Origin of the sequence: Marinobacter koreensis, from assembly GCF_023156285.1 — a bacterium.
GTDB lineage: Bacteria > Pseudomonadota > Gammaproteobacteria > Pseudomonadales > Oleiphilaceae > Marinobacter > Marinobacter koreensis.
Map to the genome: position 1 here is coordinate 1 of NZ_JAKZAJ010000003.1, position 16,242 is coordinate 16,242.

Genomic DNA, 16,242 nt, shown 5'->3' on the forward strand with positions numbered 1-16,242 from the left:
CGTGAAACAGACCAGCGCCGATGGTAGTGTGGCATGGCCCATGCGAGAGTAGGTCATCGTCAGGCTCCTAACCCAAACCCCAGCATCTCCGATGCTGGGGTTTTTTATTGCCTGTAATTCCGTTGTCTCAAGGCAGCCAGATTTCGAACACGCCGCCGCCCAGGGTACCGCCGTTGTGCAATTTGATGGATCCGCATCGGTCGCCCTCAGCGTGCAACCGGGCGACGGATGAGGCAAAGAAGAGCCCGAGACTGGTGCTTCCGCTGTTGAAATCCAGGGATTTGAAATTCAACGTGCCTGAGTGCTGCATATTGTCGGGATAGCCCTCACCGTCATCCTCCACACCGATCACGAGATAACCGTCCTCCTGACGTGCCGTCAGCCGGATCGCGCTTTTGGTGTAACGGATGGCGTTATTGAGGGTATTGTTCAGAACACCGGTCAGCAGGTCATCATCGAAAAAGCCGTTGATGTCATCAGCCTCGATAGAGCAGTGGATTCCAAGCCCCTCCAGCAGCGGGGTGTGTCGGGCCAGGTGTTCGGCGAGGAAATCCGGTACGAAATGTTCCTCGATGTGTGCAGACAGGTTGTTTTCACCCAGTCTGTAGATCCCCAGAAGCTGGACCAGGTCGTTATGCATCCGCTCAGCTTCGTACTGCAGCGTATTGAACCGTGGTGAGCCGCCCAGAGTGCTCTGATGCTCCGTACGAAGCTCATCGAGTGAGTTCAGAAGCATCCCCAGGGAATTCTTCATATCATGGACCGCAGATGCGATAACCATGGAAAAATCGATGTTCTGGTCGCTCATGACTGCAGTCCTTCCAGTTTCTTTTTCAAAGCGATGTACCGGCGGTATTGCCGGTGCTGTTCCGGCAGGCCTTTCAAACGATCGAGGTAGGCGAGGCACTGTTCGATCAGCTTTGCTCGGTCCGGCGTCTTCTCGGATTCCTTCATGAGTACCTGGATCAGGTTGAGGTTCAGCGCGGCGTGATCTGGCACTATGGCCAGCGCTTCTCGAAAAGCCTCTGCAGCGGCCGTAAGGTCACCGGACTCGAAGGCCTTGATCCCGTCCCGGTTGAGAGTGCGCGCTTTCAGTTTCTGACGGAAGCCCACGGGTTCGTCCAGCAGGTTTTCAATTTGTTGCACAATCTCGGGTTCCTCGGCGTAATCCTCGGCGAGTTTTCCCAGTAGTGCTTTTGCGTCGTTGTCGTGTCCCAATCGAAACAGGGTGCGTGCGTAGTCGATCCCAAGGTCCGCTGAAAGGTGTTCCAGACTGTCCACCTGATTCCGGATAGTGCTCAGCAGTGCCTCAGCCTCCTTCGTGCGATTCTGGCCCGCGTGAACGCGGCACTTTACGATGTCACTCCTGAGTTGGAGTCCGTCCTCTTCAAAACGCTTCTCCATGCGAGAGAGGACTGCCAGGGCTTCGTTGGCCTGGGCGGAGGCTTCTTCGCCAGTTTCCCCCTCACTGAGCTCAGAAAGGGTATGGGCGAGTGACAGGTAATGTTGGCTACTGTCGTGAATCGAGTGCGTGCCCAGGGCAACTGTCTGGCGCCAGGCTTCTGACGCAATTGCTATATCCTGGTTAGCACCGGCAAGCTCCGCCAGATGCCGCTGGCGTAACATGGCATTGGGTGAATGCTCTGCAGCCTGTTCCAGGACTTTCTGGGCCCGGGCGGGGCGGCCCTGTTTTTCGAGGCCCTCCGCCAGGAGGTCGTATGCCTCCATGTAGTCAGGATGCTTTTCGATAAGTTGCCGGAGAGCATCCACCGCCTCATCGTAATTACGATTCGCCAGCAACACACGGCAACGCCCAAGCCTTGCCCAGGAGAGCTCACGCTGGGCCAGAACGTCATCATAGGTTTTCAGGGCATGGGCCAGATCCCCTAGCTGAAAGTAGAGATCACCGAGGGTTTTCATGAGCCATGTTTTGTATCGCGGTTGCCGCGGCAGAGCCTCAAGGCACTGGGAAATGGCCTCGGGATAGTTCTCCCGGTCGATTTCACGATTGATGGGCAGCAGGGCATTGCGCTGGTCGATCAGGGCGCTGAGTCGCTTCTCGAGCATTGCCCGGTTTATAGGCTTGGTGAGGTAGCCATCCGGCTGATACTCCCGAGCGCCCATCACCATCTCTTTGGACGTTTCCGCGGTAACCATCAAAAACAGGGAAGAACGTTTCAGAAGTTTCTTGTGCCTCAATTCCTCCAGTACATGCTGCCCGTTTTTTCCTTCGCCGAGATTGTAGTCGCACAGCACCACGTCCACGTGGTTGTACGCGCAGTACTGGATGGCCTGGGTTGCGTGGGCAACCAGTTCGATTTTGTCGGCCCCGCAGCTCCTCAGCATCTGGCGCATGGACAACCGGAAGTTTTCGAAATCATCCACAACCAGGAAGCTCAGCTTGCCGAACCGGTTTATTCCAAGAGACGGTGAGTCTGTCATGAGCGTGTCTGCTTCAGAAGTTTATTGACCAGTGCCCGCAGTGCAGCGGGTTTGACCGGTTTATACAGGATTTGATAGCCGCGCTGGATAGCATCCTCGCGAACTTCCGGCCCCATATATCCGGTGATCAGGATGCCGGGAATATCATCGCTGATATTGGCTCTCAGTTTGTCCATCGCATCCAGGCCATTTTTGTTATCGTCCAGCTGGTAATCCGCCAGTATGATATCCGGGCGACCGCCCGCGAGCTGTTCCATGGCATCCTCCAGGCTCTCTGCGGCAGTTATCTCACATTGCCAGTTGCTCAGCAGCGCAACCATACCCTGCAGAATCGTGGGATCGTTATCAATACAGAGCACATGCAGCCCACCCAGACTGGATACACGGCGAGAGGCCGCCGTTGGAGTGGCGACGCTCTGACGATCCTGTTCCGGTGGTGCGACCGGAACCGTAATTCCGAACACACTGCCACGACCCTGCGACGAGTGTACGGAGACCGGGTGGTTCAACATGCCGCTGATGCGATCAACAATCGCAAGCCCAAGCCCCAGGCCCTTCTTGTCGCGCCCCTGCTGGAAGCGGCGGAACTCTTCAAAAATGTGGGCGAGCTGGTCTTCGGGAATCCCGGGGCCGGTGTCCCAGACCTCAATTCTGATATACCCCTTGAGCCGTCTGCATCCGAGAAGAATCTTGCCACTCGGGGTATATCGGATAGCGTTGGACAGGAAGTTCTGGACGACCCGCCGGAGCAACTTTGAATCCGAACGAACCCAGGCAGTGCTGGGCACGACATGAAGCTCAAGCCCTTGCTCCTTGGCGATGGCGGTAAAATCGGTGGCCAGGTGCTTCAGAAGATCATCCACCGGAAAAACGCCGATATTCGGCTCCAGCGCGCCGGCATCCAGTTTGGAGATGTCCAGGAGCGTACTGATGATTTCTTCTGCGGCACCGAGCGAGCTGTCGATATGGTCCACGAGCTCCTTCATCTCGCCATCCTCGGCTTTGCCGGCAAGGGCGGATGTGAACAGTCGGGCGGCATTGAGGGGCTGAAGCAGATCGTGGCTGGCAGAGGCCAGGAACCGGGTTTTACTCTGGTTTGCCTGTTCTGCAACCGATTTTGCCTTGAGCATCTGCTCGTTGATGACCTGCAGTTCCTGGGTGCGTTCCTTGACGCGCTGCTCCAGGTATATGTTGGTCTCCTTGAGCGCCTGTTCGGTCCGACGCATCGCGGTGATGTCCTGGAAGGTGGTTACATAGCCACCACCGGGAATCGGGCTACCGTCGATCCGCACAACCGTGCCATCGGGACGCTGACGTTCATAGGACATGGGCTTGCCCAGTCTCATGCTGTCGCAACGGTCGGTGATGATATCGTCGATACGCCGGGCGGAGAGGTTGGCATTGGTCAGGTTATACCGCATGAGCTCTTCAATCGGGCGGCCAACGCGAACGAAGCCCTTGGGATAGTTGAACAGCTCCAGATAGCGATGGTTCCAGACCACCAGTTGCTGCTGGTGGTTTACCACGGAGACGCCCAGGCTGATGTTTTCGATGGCAGACTGCAGCAGTTCCCGACTGAACGTCATTGCCTGTGATGCTTCGTCGACGATACTGACCACATCCTCGATCTGCATGTCCCGGCCGGTCAGGGTCGATTCGAGCACAACTCGAGCCGTTGATGCACCGATGACCGACGCCAGTTGCCGCTCGATGTACTTCATCAAATGGGTGGATGCGGGGCGCTGTGGGTGCAGGCGAATGGCATTTCGGCGTTCGTAATTGCGGAAAATCGTCTCCGAACGCTCTTCCCCCATGAATCGGTCCGTCAGCGCCTGCAGGTCTGAGGTAAGGACTTCCCCCTGCCAGCTTTGATGATGGGGAGTTTCCGGGCGGGGCTGGGGATCATGAAAGAATGAGGCAATCTGGATCTTTTCCCGAACCCGCTGTCGGGTCAGCATGGACAGGACTATGTAGGTCACGGTGTTGATGCCGAGACTCCAGATAATACCGTGACTGGTCTGGTCCAGGTCCGAGCCGAAAAGCGCGGTCGGCCGGGTCCAGGAGAGGCCCCATAGCCCCTGATTGATGAGGTTGTCCGCGACCCAGCCCGTGGAGGCAAGGGCTGGCAGGAGGAGCGTGTAGCACCACATCAGGAAGCCCAGTGCCAGTCCCCAGGCTGCACCCGTGAAGTTGCCCTGTCGCCAGACGATACCACCGACCAGTGCCGGTCCGAATTGTGCTGCCGCCGCAAAGGAAAGCAGGCCGAATGCCGTCAGACTGTAGTCCTCTCCGGCCATGCGGTAGAAACCATACGCCGTAAGCAGAACGACGAAGATGGCGACCCGTCGAATGCTCAGCAACAGATAACTCAGATCACTCCGGCGGTTCATGCCCGGACGGAAGAATTTGAGCAGCGCGGGCATGATGATCTCATTGCTCACCATGGTCGCGATGGCTACCGAACAGACGATAACCATGGCGGCGGCTGCAGAGCCGCCGCCCAGAAAGGCGAGAACGGCCAGCCACTCTTTCCCCGCCATGATCGGCAGCTGCAGAATCAGAATGTCCGGATTGCCATTCATGGACTCGGGATAGAGCAGGCCGGCGGCTGCAATCGGGATGACGAAAGCACTGGCAACCACCAGGTAAATCGGCATGGCCCAGCGGGCCACCTCGAAATCTCTGTGATCGGTATTCTCGACGACCATTACGTGGAACTGCCGGGGCAAGCAAATGATCGCCAGCATGGCGACGAGTGTCTGGGTAATGAAGGCCGTTGTACCAAGCTGCTCTGTGGTCAGGATGCCAGTGAGTTCGGCGTTGCGTGCCTGCTCGAAGAGATCCCCGAATCCATTGAACAGTCCATAACCGACGAACAGTCCAACGGCGACGAAGGCCACGAGCTTGATCAGGGATTCAAAGGCGACGGCCTGAATCATGCCTCGATGGTGTTCTGTGGATTCAAGATGACGTGTGCCGAACAGGACGGTGAATACCGCCAACGCCAGCGTGATATACCAGGCAGAGTCGTTCCATGCCGCCGAGCTGAGCTCTCCATAACCACTGCCGCGATCGGACAGGACGTTGAAGCCCATGGAGATGGCTTTAAGCTGCAACGCGATGTACGGCACGCTGCCGATCAGCGCAAAGGTTGCGATCATGGCGGCCAGAAGCTGGGACTTGCCGTATCGCGAAGCGATGAAATCCGCGATAGAGGTGCTGTTATTGCGCTTACTGATGTAAATGATCCGGCGCAGCAGGGGCGCGCCGAAAACAAAGACCAGAAGGGGGCCGAGATAGATGGGCAGAAAACCCAGGCCCTCCTGTGTTGCGCGCCCTACGGCGCCATAAAAGGTCCAGGAAGTGAAGTAAACGGCCAGTGAAAGCGCGTAGATGTGGGTTCGGGCCAGGCGGCGCCGATACAGTCCCGGGTGTTTGTCACCGGCCCAGGCGATGACAAACAGAATGGAAATGTAGGTGATTGAGATGGCTACCAGCAGCCAGGCGCTAATCATAAGTGGCCGTTCTTCCTGATCCCTGTGGTTTTTGTTGGTTTTGAATTAATGGGAGCAGACTGTCGTCAACAGCGGATCGCTCTGGTCAAGCACTTTCATGTTGTCGATCCGCGGTGATCCATTCGAGCCGAGCGGGACCAGTTCGTCCGTTGCACAGTTTAACAGGTGGACGCGGTGGGACACGGCATCCGTCACCTTCTGCTCAAACCGATACAGAGTAAACCGCACGATGTCAGGATTGTCGGTATCCCGGCTGATGCTTTTGAGATCGACCGTTGAAAAGGCTGTGACGTACGGGAAGACAAAGGTCCAGGGGCGCCAGATGATCCCGTCGTTTTCGGTATCGACGATGACGGCTTCGTCCGGAAGGAGTTCTTTTTTGTGATCGTACCAGGTGTACTCACCGTGAATCAGGTAGGCGAGCATGCCCGCGCCGGCAAAAGCCGGAATCAGCCAGCGAGGGGCCTTTTTCCGGGTCGCTGCGCGAATGCCCAGGGCAATACCGGCAGCGCCGAGGCCACAAAAGACAGTGGCAATAAGGTTCCAGAACATAACTACATATCCTCAAAAAAGAACGGGCTCCCTCGTAGAGGAAGCCCGTTCAGTATCAACCTGTCAATTCAGAGACTGAATCAGGCTGAGTTGTTGCTTAGTGGTCTTGAGCTTGGCCGGCACCACGTGGGTAACGGACGCTTTCGACCAGTTCCTGAATCTCAACGGGCGGTTCTTCAGTTGCGTTGGATACCAGGAAGGCTACCGCAAAGTTGATGACGGCACCAATCGCACCGATGGAAAGCGGGGAGATGCCCAGTACCCAGTTCGCTGCGTTATCCGGCAGGTTGTTGGTACCCGGAATGAACAGCCAGCCTTTGTACACGAAGATGTAGCACAGTGTGAAGGCAAGACCGGTCAGCATACCCGCAACCGCACCCTTGTTGTTGATGCGCTTGGAGAAGATACCCATCATCAGTACCGGGAACAGCGACGCGGCCGCGATACCGAAGGCCAGTGCCACAACCTGGGCCGCGAAGCCCGGCGGGTTGGCGCCCAGATAGGTCGCGACGACGATAGCAACGGCCATGGAGACCCGTGCTGCCATCAACTCGCCTTTCTCCGAGATGTCCGGATTAATGGAACCTTTGATCAGGTCGTGACTGACCGCAGAGGATATCGCCAGCAACAGCCCCGCCGCCGTGGACAGCGCCGCTGCAAGACCACCGGCTGCAATCAGACCGATAACCCAGCCGGGGAGGTTGGCGATTTCGGGGTTAGCCAGTACCAGAATGTCCCGGTTCACCACCAGCTCGTTACCTTTCCAGCCACGGGCCTCAGCCTGGTCCTGGAACGCAGGTGTGTCGTTGTACAGCTGGATGCGGCCATCGCCGTTCTTGTCGGTGAACTTGATCAGACCCGTGATTTCCCACTCTTTGACCCAGTTCGGACGATCATCGTATTTGATCGGGGCGGCCTGGGTGCCTTCCGGATAGATAGTGGTCATCAGGTTCAGACGCGCCATGGAAGCAACGGCCGGTGCGGTCAGGTACAGCAGGGCGATGAAGACCAGAGCCCAGCCAGCAGACCAGCGAGCATCGGCAACCTTGGGAACGGTGAAGAACCGGATGATAACGTGCGGCAGACCGGCAGTACCGATCATCAGGGTCAGTGTGAACAGAACCATGTTCAGTTTATTGTCCACATCTGCTGTATATGAGTTGAAACCGAGATCGGTGATGATCTGGTTCAGCTTGGTCAGCAGCGGCATGCCGGAATCCACGTGGGTGGAGAACAGGCCAAGACCCGGGATCGGGTTGCCAGTCAGTTGCATGGAGATGAACACGGCCGGGATGGTGTAAGCCACAATCAGTACGCAGTACTGGGCCACTTGGGTATAGGTGATGCCCTTCATGCCGCCGAGAACGGCGTACACGAATACCACGACCGCAGCGATGATCAGACCCATGGTGGAGTCAACTTCCAGGAAGCGGGAGAAGGCGACACCTGCACCCGCCATCTGGCCGATAACGTAGGTCACTGACGCAACGATCAGACAGATAACCGCGACCAGGCGAGCATTCTTGCTGTAGAAACGGTCCCCGATGAACTCCGGAACGGTAAATTTACCGAACTTGCGGAGGTACGGGGCCAGCAGCATCGCGAGCAGCACGTAGCCACCGGTCCAGCCCATCAGGAAGGTGGAGTTGGAATAGCCGCCGGCGGCAATCAGACCCGCCATGGAAATAAAGGATGCCGCTGACATCCAGTCCGCACCAATGGCTGCGCCGTTGGTGATGGGGTGAACGCCGCCACCGGCCACGTAGAAGTCTTTGGTGCTTCCCGCTTTGGCCCAGATGGCAATGGCGATGTAGAGGAGGAACGAGCCCCCAACGAATATGATGTTGATTGCAAACTGGCTCATTCGATCTTACTCCTCGTGCACGCCGAATTGTTCGTCGATCTTGTTCATGCGCCATGCATAGAAGAAGATCAGACCGATGAAGGTAAGAATCGAGCCCTGCTGGGCAAACCAGAACCCAAGGTCGGTGCCGCCAACGGCGATACCGGACAGCATGGGACGAAGAAGAATCGCAAATCCGTATGACACCAGGGCCCAGACAATCAGGCTCCCGAATATCAGACGGAGATTCGCCTTCCAGTACTTTTCAGCGTCGTAGCTATGACCTGACATAAGCTCACTCCTGTGTTGTTGTTGTGGAGGTTGGGTGGATTTTTGGTGAGACCTTTCGGATAGAGAATTTATTATTCATATAAGTATTTCTCCGACTGTTGTCTTTACCGACTTTACTTGGCAACTAATTTATAGATATTGGCAAAAGGTCTAATTCTCAGTAATTTGGGGCACAAATCGCCGTTTTCCGGGGCAGGGCTACGCTTGGTTCAAAAGCGCTTCATGTTTTGAAGTTGCCTGTGATATCGAAGTTTGTCGGTAAGCGCCTTCACGGTTTTCACGCCATCCTTTCTGGCGCGATTGAGGGCTACCAGAGTCAGTTCCGCTGTCGCCAGTGCATCTGCCGCCGCATGGTGTCGTTCGCTGACCTCCAGCCCGAAGAAATCCGCCCAATGGTCCAGCCCCTTGCCACCGGTTTGAGCATTGGGGAAAAACGCCGGTAACAGGTCGGCGACATCGATCCAGACATGGTTCCGGGCATAGCCGAGTTGGTGCTTTAGAGTCTTTTCCAGGAATTTCTGGTCAAAGGCAGAGTGATAGGCGAGGATCGGGTCGCCGTTCATCCAGTCCAGCAGGTACAGTAGTGCGTCCTCGGTTTCGTGGCCCTGGGTAAGGGCCTCCGGGCCGATGCCGTGGATAAGGACGGTTTCGCTGATATCCAGATCCGGCCGTCTCAGAATCAAGTCGAACTGGTCGTCGAGGTGAATGACGCCCCCGGTGATCGCAACCGCACCGATGGCGATCACCTCATCCTGTCCGGGGTTGAGGCCGGTGGTTTCAAGGTCGAGAACGATCAGGCGGATCTCGGAGAGTAGCTGGTCGCCTACGGTCTTTGGGGAAGGCAGGTTGTCCCAGTCGCCATCCTTCAGGCCCCGTCGTTTTTCAAGCCAGTGTCTGATGTATTCGAGCATGCCTGGGACAACTCACAGTTGATAGGTGACTTCCAGCTTCTGCTGGAGACGCTGGGCCTGTCGGAACGATTCCCGGAGAATTCGGCGATCCAGCGGGTTCAGGTCGTCCGGATTGATGTAGTTCGTCAACTCCTCGCCACGATCCAGCATCTCCTGGTGCGCGCGCATGCGGATGGCCTGAATGAGGCTGTAGGCCTCTTTCCAGGCGTTTGCATCTTTGGCGTCGAAAACCCCTTTGCGGGAAAGCTCCTCCATACGTTCGAGCGTGTTGGCGGTTTCGACGCCATTGGCCAGGGCAAATACGCGCACCGACTCGACGAATGGCGCGAGCCCCTGTCGCTTGAGGTCCAGGGCGTGCTTCTTGCCGTCGTTCACGTACCGGAAGTTTCGGAACATGGTCAGCGGAGGTTTTCGCTGGAATGCGTTACCGGCGAGCATTTTCTGGAACAGTGCGTTCTTGCGAATTCGGGTCAGAACCTTGTCCAGCAGTTCGTGCAAGGGTTCGGTGGGGCCGAAAACGGCCCGCATATCCAGGAAGATGGATGAATAGACCAGGTTCTGGGGTGTCGAGGCATCAATGAACCGTATAAACCAGTCGTCCCATTCCCGGTCGCTCAGGCAGAGTTTGGGGTTGCTCGCCATGATGTTGCCCTTGCACAACGTAAAGCCGCACTCGGCCAGCTCCTGGTTGACGGTCTGAGCGAAGGGTAGAAGCTTTTCGCGAACCTGTTCTTCGGTCATTCCCTCGGGCGTCCGGAACAGGATGCCATTGTCCTGGTCGGTCAACAGGGTCTGTTCCTGTCGACCTTCGGAGCCGAAGGTCAGCCAGGTGAAAGGGATGCCCGGGTCATTCTTCTTGAGATTCAGCTCGAGCACGCGGCGAACGGTCACGTCGTTCAGTGTGGTGATGATTTTCACCACCTGGCCGGAGTCGGCACCGTGGGCCAGCATGGTATCCACCAGCCGGGAGACCTGGGAGCGGAGGCTGATCAGCGTGCGTAAGTGGGTTGCGGTGCCGATCGTACGCGCCAGGTTAACCAGGTCCACCCGTTGCAGCGAGAACAGGTCCCGCTCGGAGACCACGCCAATCAGGCGCTGATCCTCATCGACGACACACAGGTGCGCAAAGTGATGTTCGGCCATCAGCATCGCGGCCTCGAACGCATCGGATTGGGCCGACAGGCGGCACGGATCCGGAGTCATGACCTGTCGGATCGGCGTGTCGAGAGGCCCTTTCTCCTCTGCAATCATTGTGCGCAAGTCCCGAAGGGTGAATATGCCGGTCGGGTGCCGGTTGTCGTCGGTGATGATAATGCTGCCGACATTGTTTTCATGCATACGCGCAACGGCCTTGCGCACAGGAAGGTCCGGCGAGCACACAATGGGGTTGCGCAGGGCATATCGCTCCAGCGGGGTATCCAGCGAATTGCTGGAACCTATGGATGCCATGGCATTGGACTGGATACGCTGGTTGACCTGGTCGAGAAGGCTGCTGACGCCCCGGAGGCAGAAATCCCGGAACGGGTCACTTTCTGAGAACAGAGTGATGAACGCGTCCTGCTCGATACTCAGGCAGAACGTGTCACCGGTGGCCCGGTGCAGGGTTCGGGTAGGGCGTTCACCGATCAACGCCGCCAGGGGGAAGCATTCACCCTGACTGATCTCGAATGTGGTTTCGGTTCGATCCTCTTTCTCATTATGGCGTTCACCACGAATCCGTCCCTGCTTGACGACGTAAAATCGTTTAACCATGCCATCGTCCGGCGACAGCACGACATCCCCGTCCGCGAAAAAGCGGAGGGTGGCATGTTCGGCAAAGTGAGCCAGGTGGGTGTCATCCATGCTCGAAAAGGGGGCGTGCTCACGAAGGAAGCCCATGATCGCGCGCGTATTCTGGGGGCGTTGACTGTCCACGTTTGCTGCCATGTCTGGATCCATGTGGTCGTTGTTGTTATCCGTCTGAGTGTAGTGCAGGCCACCGGGTGCAACCTTACGATTTTGGTCGCAGGCGAGTTGTAGTGGCTGGCTTTCTTTATGGTAGGCCGGCCCGGTGGTAAAGTTCTGACATCCATCAAATCAGATCCGAAATGTTCCATGACCAGTAAAGAAGAGCGCCTGGCCTTCCTGGAAGAAATGAAGGACGTCAGGCGCATACGAAAAGCGAACCGGGCTGACGTGGCAACGCCCCGCCAGCTGACGCCCGGGCATGTCGAGCGGCAGCGTGCTGCGGTGGCCACGCCACTCAAGGATACCAATCCTCTGACGTCCGACATGGTTGAGCCGCTGACGGCCCATGACATTCTGAGCTGGCAACGACCAGGCATTCAGCATGGTGTGTTTCGTAAGCTCCGCCTCGGCCAGTATCCGATTGAGGCCCGGCTTGATCTTCACCGCATGACGGTTGAGGAGGCCAGGCGAGAGGTGTACCGGTTTATTGGCGACTGCGTGCGGTATGGTCTCCGTTCGGTGATCATTCTTCACGGCAAGGGGGAGAGGAATCCTGACGGTATCGCCCAGCTGAAAAGCTATCTGGCCAAATGGTTGCCCGAACTTGATGATGTTCTCGCCTTTCATTCGGCCCAGAAACACCATGGAGGCACAGGTGCTGTTTATGTCATGGTAAGAAAAAGCGAACGGGACAAGCAGCACAATCGTGAGATCCACGGAAGTCGTTAACAGAAACACTTACCCACATTCTTATTCATTAACGGTTTTGGAGGTATGGCAGTGAAGAAATTCAGTTTGGTGCTGATGTCGGTTCTCGTTCTGGCCGGGTGTCAGGATCGGGTGATCTGGAATGACAACGGTAAGCTCGAAAATGCGTCCAAGGATCGTGAAGTCTGGGACAGCAATGGCCAGATGGATTCCGGTGACCGGAAGATCTGGGTTAACAAGGATGGAAAGGAAATCATCAAATAAAAGGCACCCCTGACCGGGGGTGCGTCGAATAACAATAACGAGCGTCGGGCAACGGCGATTGAAACCGGGAGAGAACAGAAAATGGCTGTGAGTCTGATGGTGAATGGTATGCGCCATTCTCTCGATGTCGAAGGCGACACACCTTTGCTGTGGGTATTGAGGGACGAATTGGGGCTCAAGGGTACCAAGTTCGGTTGTGGCGTCGGGCTTTGCGGTGCCTGTACCGTGAATGTCAACGGCGAGGCGACCCGATCCTGCTCGATTCCGGTCAGTGCAGTGGCCGGGGACGAAGTGGTTACCATCGAAGGGCTTGGCGGCGGAGATACGACGCATGCCCTCCAGCATGCCTGGATTGAGCACGGAGTGCCCCAGTGTGGTTATTGCCAGTCCGGACAGATCATGAGTGCCGCGTATCTGCTTGCCAATAACCCGGCTCCGTCGAGGGACGAAATCGTAGCGGCCATGACCGGCAACCTGTGCCGCTGTGGGACCTACACCCGAATCATTGAGGCCGTAGAGTCTGTTGCGGCCAGCGCGTCCTCGCAAACGGAGGGCGCCTGATATGAGCCTGAATCGCCGTGATTTTCTGAAAGCCAGTGCCGGCGCTTCCGGCAGCCTTCTGATATCGCTTTCCCTGCCCGGGTGTGCCGGCCTGCCAACCGGCTATCAGGAAGAAACCGGACAATGGCGCCCGGATGCCTGGCTGGAGCTGACCCGGGACGACAGGATCTTCTTTACCCTGGCTCGCGTCGAAATGGGGCAGGGAACCTATACGGGACTGACCACCCTTATTGCCGAAGAACTGGATGTGCCGCCGGAAACGATCGAGCAGCGTTTTGCTCCCGTGGCCGATGAATACCGCAATCCGCTCTACAACCTGCAACTCACCGGAGGCAGTACCAGTGTTGCCACGAGTTGGGAACCCTTACGTACCGCAGGGGCCTCTGCCCGGCAAATGCTGGTGATGGCCGCGGCCCGGGTCTGGAATGTCGAGGCCATCAATTGCTCGACGCAGGAAGGCCGGGTTGTGCATCCCAACGGCATCGACTCCATGCCTTACGGCAAGCTGGTGGAGCTGGCCTCAAAAGAAGTCATTCGTGGCGACGTAGCGCTCAAACCACGGGATCAATGGAAATACATCGGCAAACAGAACCACCGGCTGGACGCCGAGTTGAAGAGTACCGGAGCACCCATCTATGGCATCGATGTGGAGCTGCCCGGGATGGTGCACGCTGTGGTGACCCGGTCACCCCGATACGGCGGCAAGGCCCGGGAATTCAATGCCGACAGCGTCAGGGCCATGCCCGGTGTTCTTGATGTCTTTGAAATCGAACGCGGGATTGCCGTGGTCGCCGACAAGTATTGGCGTGCCCGTAAAGCACAGGCTGCCTTGAAGGTCGACTGGGATTACAGTGAGGCGCTGGGGCTTTCCACAGCAGACGTTTTCGATTCGTATTCCAGGGCCGCGAAAGACGAGGAGGGCGAGTCGGAACGGAGTGAGGGCGATTACGGCGAGGCCGAGGCGTCGGCAGATCAGGTGGTCGAGGCGGAATACCAACAGCCATACCTGGCCCATGCCACCCTGGAGCCGATGAATGCAACCGCCTGGTATCGGGGTGACCGGATGGAAGTCTGGGCGCCCACACAGGGACCGGACCTGGCGCGTATTGCGGTGGCGAGGGTGACGGACCTGTCACCCGAGGATGTCACTGTCAACACGACGTTTCTCGGCGGCGGCTTTGGCCGGCGGCTGACCCAGGACTATATCGAAGAAGTGGCCGCCATCGCGTTCCGGACCGACCGCCCGGTCAAGCTGATCTGGTCGCGGGAGGAGGATACCCAGCACGATCTCTACCGCCCGGCGATGCTTCATCGTATGAAAGCGAGCCTGAAGCAGAAGGACGTGACCGGCTGGCACCATCAGATCGTGGGTCCTCAGATTCTGAACTGGTATGTCCGAAATGCCGGTCCGGCACAGTTCCCCTGGACGCCTAAGTTTCTCTACGACACGTTGGGTACGGTAGGTGTCTGGGCCGAGGGCTTAGCCACCCCCAAGGACACCTCGGCCATCGAAGGCGCGGTGGAATACCCTTACCAGGTCGCTAACATCGATATCCGGCATACCCATACCGATCCCGGTGTGCCAATCAGTTATTGGCGGTCGGTCGGCTATTCCCATAACGGCTTTGCAGTGGAAACCTTTATGGATGAGCTGGCCCACCAGGCCGGAGACGACCCCTATCGCTTCCGCCGCCGGATGCTGGCGCAGGAACCGCGGTACCTGGCGGTACTGGACCGTGCTGCCCGGCTCGGCAACTGGGACAGTGACGTGCCTGACGGCAGGGCCCGAGGTATTGCCGTGGTTCGAAGCTTCGGTACCTACGTGGCCCAGGTGGTTGAGGCTGGTATCGAGAATGGGGCGATTCGGGTGTATCGGGTGTCGGCCGCGGTTGATTGCGGGCAGGTGATCAACCCGCGAATCGTTTCGGATCAGATCGAGGGCGGCATCCTGTTTGGCCTGACCGCCGCGCTCTATGGCGAGATTACCCTTGAGCAGGGTGAGGTGCAGCAAAGCAATTTCCACAACTATCAACTGCTTCGCCAGTACGACAAACCCGAGGTGGCGGTGGATATTGTTGATAGCCGGGCGGAGCCTACCGGCGTGGGTGAGCCGGGCGTGCCGCCGGTGATTCCTGCGCTTGGCAACGCACTCTTTGCGCTGACGGGCAAACGCCAACGAACCCTGCCGTTGAAAGCCGATGCCTGATTCCACGCCGCTCCTGATGACCATGAATGACCAGAGGTCGGTTCTTGCCTCCGTTCGCAACTGGCTGGCGGAAGGAGAGCGGGTGTGGCTGTGTACAATTATCGAAACCTGGGGATCATCACCGCGCCCAGCCGGTTCCTGGCTGGCGGTTTCGGAGTCGGGACGCTGGCGGGGGTCGGTCTCCGGAGGTTGCCTGGAGGAAGACCTGCTGCGGCGCGCCTCGGATGATGAAGACGACAGCCCCAAAGTGGTTGACTACGGCATAACCGACGATGATCGCGATCATTTCCAGTTGCCCTGTGGTGGACGGATTCGCCTGTTGGTGGAGCCGCTTACTGCGGAACGATCGGCCGCTCATATTGACGAGGTCTGTCGTTCCCTCGAGGATCGAAAGCCCGTCGTCCGGGAAGTGTGGGTTGATCACGGAAATACTCAGGCAAGGTCAGCGGATGCAAAGTCCCGCAACGGTGTCGAGTTCGATGGATCAGTGGTTCGTCACACGCTCCAGCCCGAATGCCGTTTGCTGCTGATTGGTGCCGGGGAGGTCGCACGGCATGTGTCCGAATTTGCCTCGGCTGCCGGCTTTGAGGTCACCCTCTGTGAACCCCGTGATACCTTCGCGGATGGTTGGAATTACCCCCACATTCCACTGAGCCGGCGCCTGCCGGACGATCTGGTGGCCGAGTCCTACCAGGATCCCTGGTGCGGCATTCTCGCGCTTGCGCACGATCCCCGCATCGACGATATGGGTCTGCTGGCGGCGCTTCATTCACCAGCGTTCTACGTGGGCGCGATGGGCTCCCGAAGGACCTCCGATGCGCGTCGGGAGCGCCTTGCGTCTCTGGGGCTGGAGGACGATCGTCTGGCCCGTCTCCGGGCGCCTATTGGTGTTGATATTCCCAGCAAGACGCCGGCCGAAATCGCAATTTCCATCGTGGCGGACCTGATCGCCGCAAGACATGATTTGCGGGTTGCTCAAGCCGGCCTATAATGGCCGCAAAC

13 protein-coding genes are annotated in these 16,242 nt (G+C 57.8%); 5 read left to right on the plus strand and 8 right to left on the minus strand.

Going from position 1 to position 16,242, the window contains the following annotated elements; genetic code table 11:
• Nucleotides 1-127: 127 nt before the first annotated feature.
• The 8 genes from MLD04_RS08265 to MLD04_RS08300 all read right to left on the minus strand — a co-directional run bounded on the left by MLD04_RS08265 (nucleotide 128) and on the right by MLD04_RS08300 (nucleotide 11,480).
• Nucleotides 128-808 carry a sensor histidine kinase gene (locus tag MLD04_RS08265; RefSeq protein ID WP_248156885.1) on the minus strand — a complete coding sequence of 227 codons (681 nt, stop codon included), beginning with the start codon at nucleotides 806-808 and terminating at the stop codon, nucleotides 128-130.
• Nucleotides 805-2,442 carry a tetratricopeptide repeat-containing response regulator gene (locus tag MLD04_RS08270; protein WP_248156887.1) on the minus strand — a complete coding sequence of 546 codons (1,638 nt, stop codon included), beginning with the start codon at nucleotides 2,440-2,442 and terminating at the stop codon, nucleotides 805-807. The genes MLD04_RS08265 and MLD04_RS08270 overlap by 4 nt, the downstream gene beginning before the upstream one ends.
• Nucleotides 2,439-5,957 (minus strand): hybrid sensor histidine kinase/response regulator, encoded by a 3,519-nt coding sequence (locus tag MLD04_RS08275; RefSeq protein WP_248156889.1) that lies wholly within the window; start codon nucleotides 5,955-5,957, stop codon nucleotides 2,439-2,441. The genes MLD04_RS08270 and MLD04_RS08275 overlap by 4 nt, the downstream gene beginning before the upstream one ends.
• Nucleotides 5,958-6,002: 45 nt before the next feature.
• Nucleotides 6,003-6,509 (minus strand): hypothetical protein, encoded by a 507-nt coding sequence (locus tag MLD04_RS08280; protein ID WP_248156891.1) that lies wholly within the window; start codon nucleotides 6,507-6,509, stop codon nucleotides 6,003-6,005.
• Between the two features lie 97 nt (nucleotides 6,510-6,606).
• Nucleotides 6,607-8,373, minus strand: a complete 1,767-nt coding sequence (locus tag MLD04_RS08285; RefSeq protein ID WP_248156893.1) for a sodium:solute symporter family protein — start codon at nucleotides 8,371-8,373, stop codon at nucleotides 6,607-6,609.
• 6 nt (nucleotides 8,374-8,379) lie between these two features.
• Nucleotides 8,380-8,643 (minus strand): DUF4212 domain-containing protein, encoded by a 264-nt coding sequence (locus tag MLD04_RS08290; RefSeq protein WP_248156895.1) that lies wholly within the window; start codon nucleotides 8,641-8,643, stop codon nucleotides 8,380-8,382.
• Nucleotides 8,644-8,852: 209 nt separating this feature from the next.
• Nucleotides 8,853-9,554 carry a 3'-5' exonuclease gene (locus MLD04_RS08295; protein ID WP_248156897.1) on the minus strand — a complete coding sequence of 234 codons (702 nt, stop codon included), beginning with the start codon at nucleotides 9,552-9,554 and terminating at the stop codon, nucleotides 8,853-8,855.
• A gap of 12 nt (nucleotides 9,555-9,566) precedes the next feature.
• The gene (locus MLD04_RS08300; protein WP_248156899.1) at nucleotides 9,567-11,480 is read right to left on the minus strand and encodes a putative nucleotidyltransferase substrate binding domain-containing protein; all 1,914 of its coding nucleotides are present in this window, start codon (nucleotides 11,478-11,480) and stop codon (nucleotides 9,567-9,569) included.
• 168 nt (nucleotides 11,481-11,648) lie between these two features.
• On the opposite strand from MLD04_RS08300, the gene smrA reads away from it, so the two are divergent.
• The 5 genes from smrA to MLD04_RS08325 all read left to right on the plus strand — a co-directional run bounded on the left by smrA (nucleotide 11,649) and on the right by MLD04_RS08325 (nucleotide 16,231).
• Complete coding sequence (smrA, locus tag MLD04_RS08305) at nucleotides 11,649-12,230, plus strand: DNA endonuclease SmrA (protein ID WP_248156901.1); 582 nt, start codon at nucleotides 11,649-11,651, stop codon at nucleotides 12,228-12,230.
• Nucleotides 12,231-12,275: 45 nt separating this feature from the next.
• Complete coding sequence (locus tag MLD04_RS08310; RefSeq protein ID WP_248156903.1) at nucleotides 12,276-12,473, plus strand: hypothetical protein; 198 nt, start codon at nucleotides 12,276-12,278, stop codon at nucleotides 12,471-12,473.
• Between the two features lie 81 nt (nucleotides 12,474-12,554).
• Nucleotides 12,555-13,034 (plus strand): (2Fe-2S)-binding protein, encoded by a 480-nt coding sequence (locus tag MLD04_RS08315; protein WP_248156905.1) that lies wholly within the window; start codon nucleotides 12,555-12,557, stop codon nucleotides 13,032-13,034.
• A 1-nt stretch (nucleotide 13,035) separates the two neighbouring features.
• Nucleotides 13,036-15,240, plus strand: coding sequence for a xanthine dehydrogenase family protein molybdopterin-binding subunit (locus MLD04_RS08320; protein WP_248156907.1), 2,205 nt, complete (start codon nucleotides 13,036-13,038; stop codon nucleotides 15,238-15,240).
• Nucleotides 15,233-16,231 (plus strand): XdhC family protein, encoded by a 999-nt coding sequence (locus MLD04_RS08325; protein ID WP_248156908.1) that lies wholly within the window; start codon nucleotides 15,233-15,235, stop codon nucleotides 16,229-16,231. The genes MLD04_RS08320 and MLD04_RS08325 overlap by 8 nt, the downstream gene beginning before the upstream one ends.
• The last annotated feature ends 11 nt before the right edge of the window (nucleotides 16,232-16,242 follow it).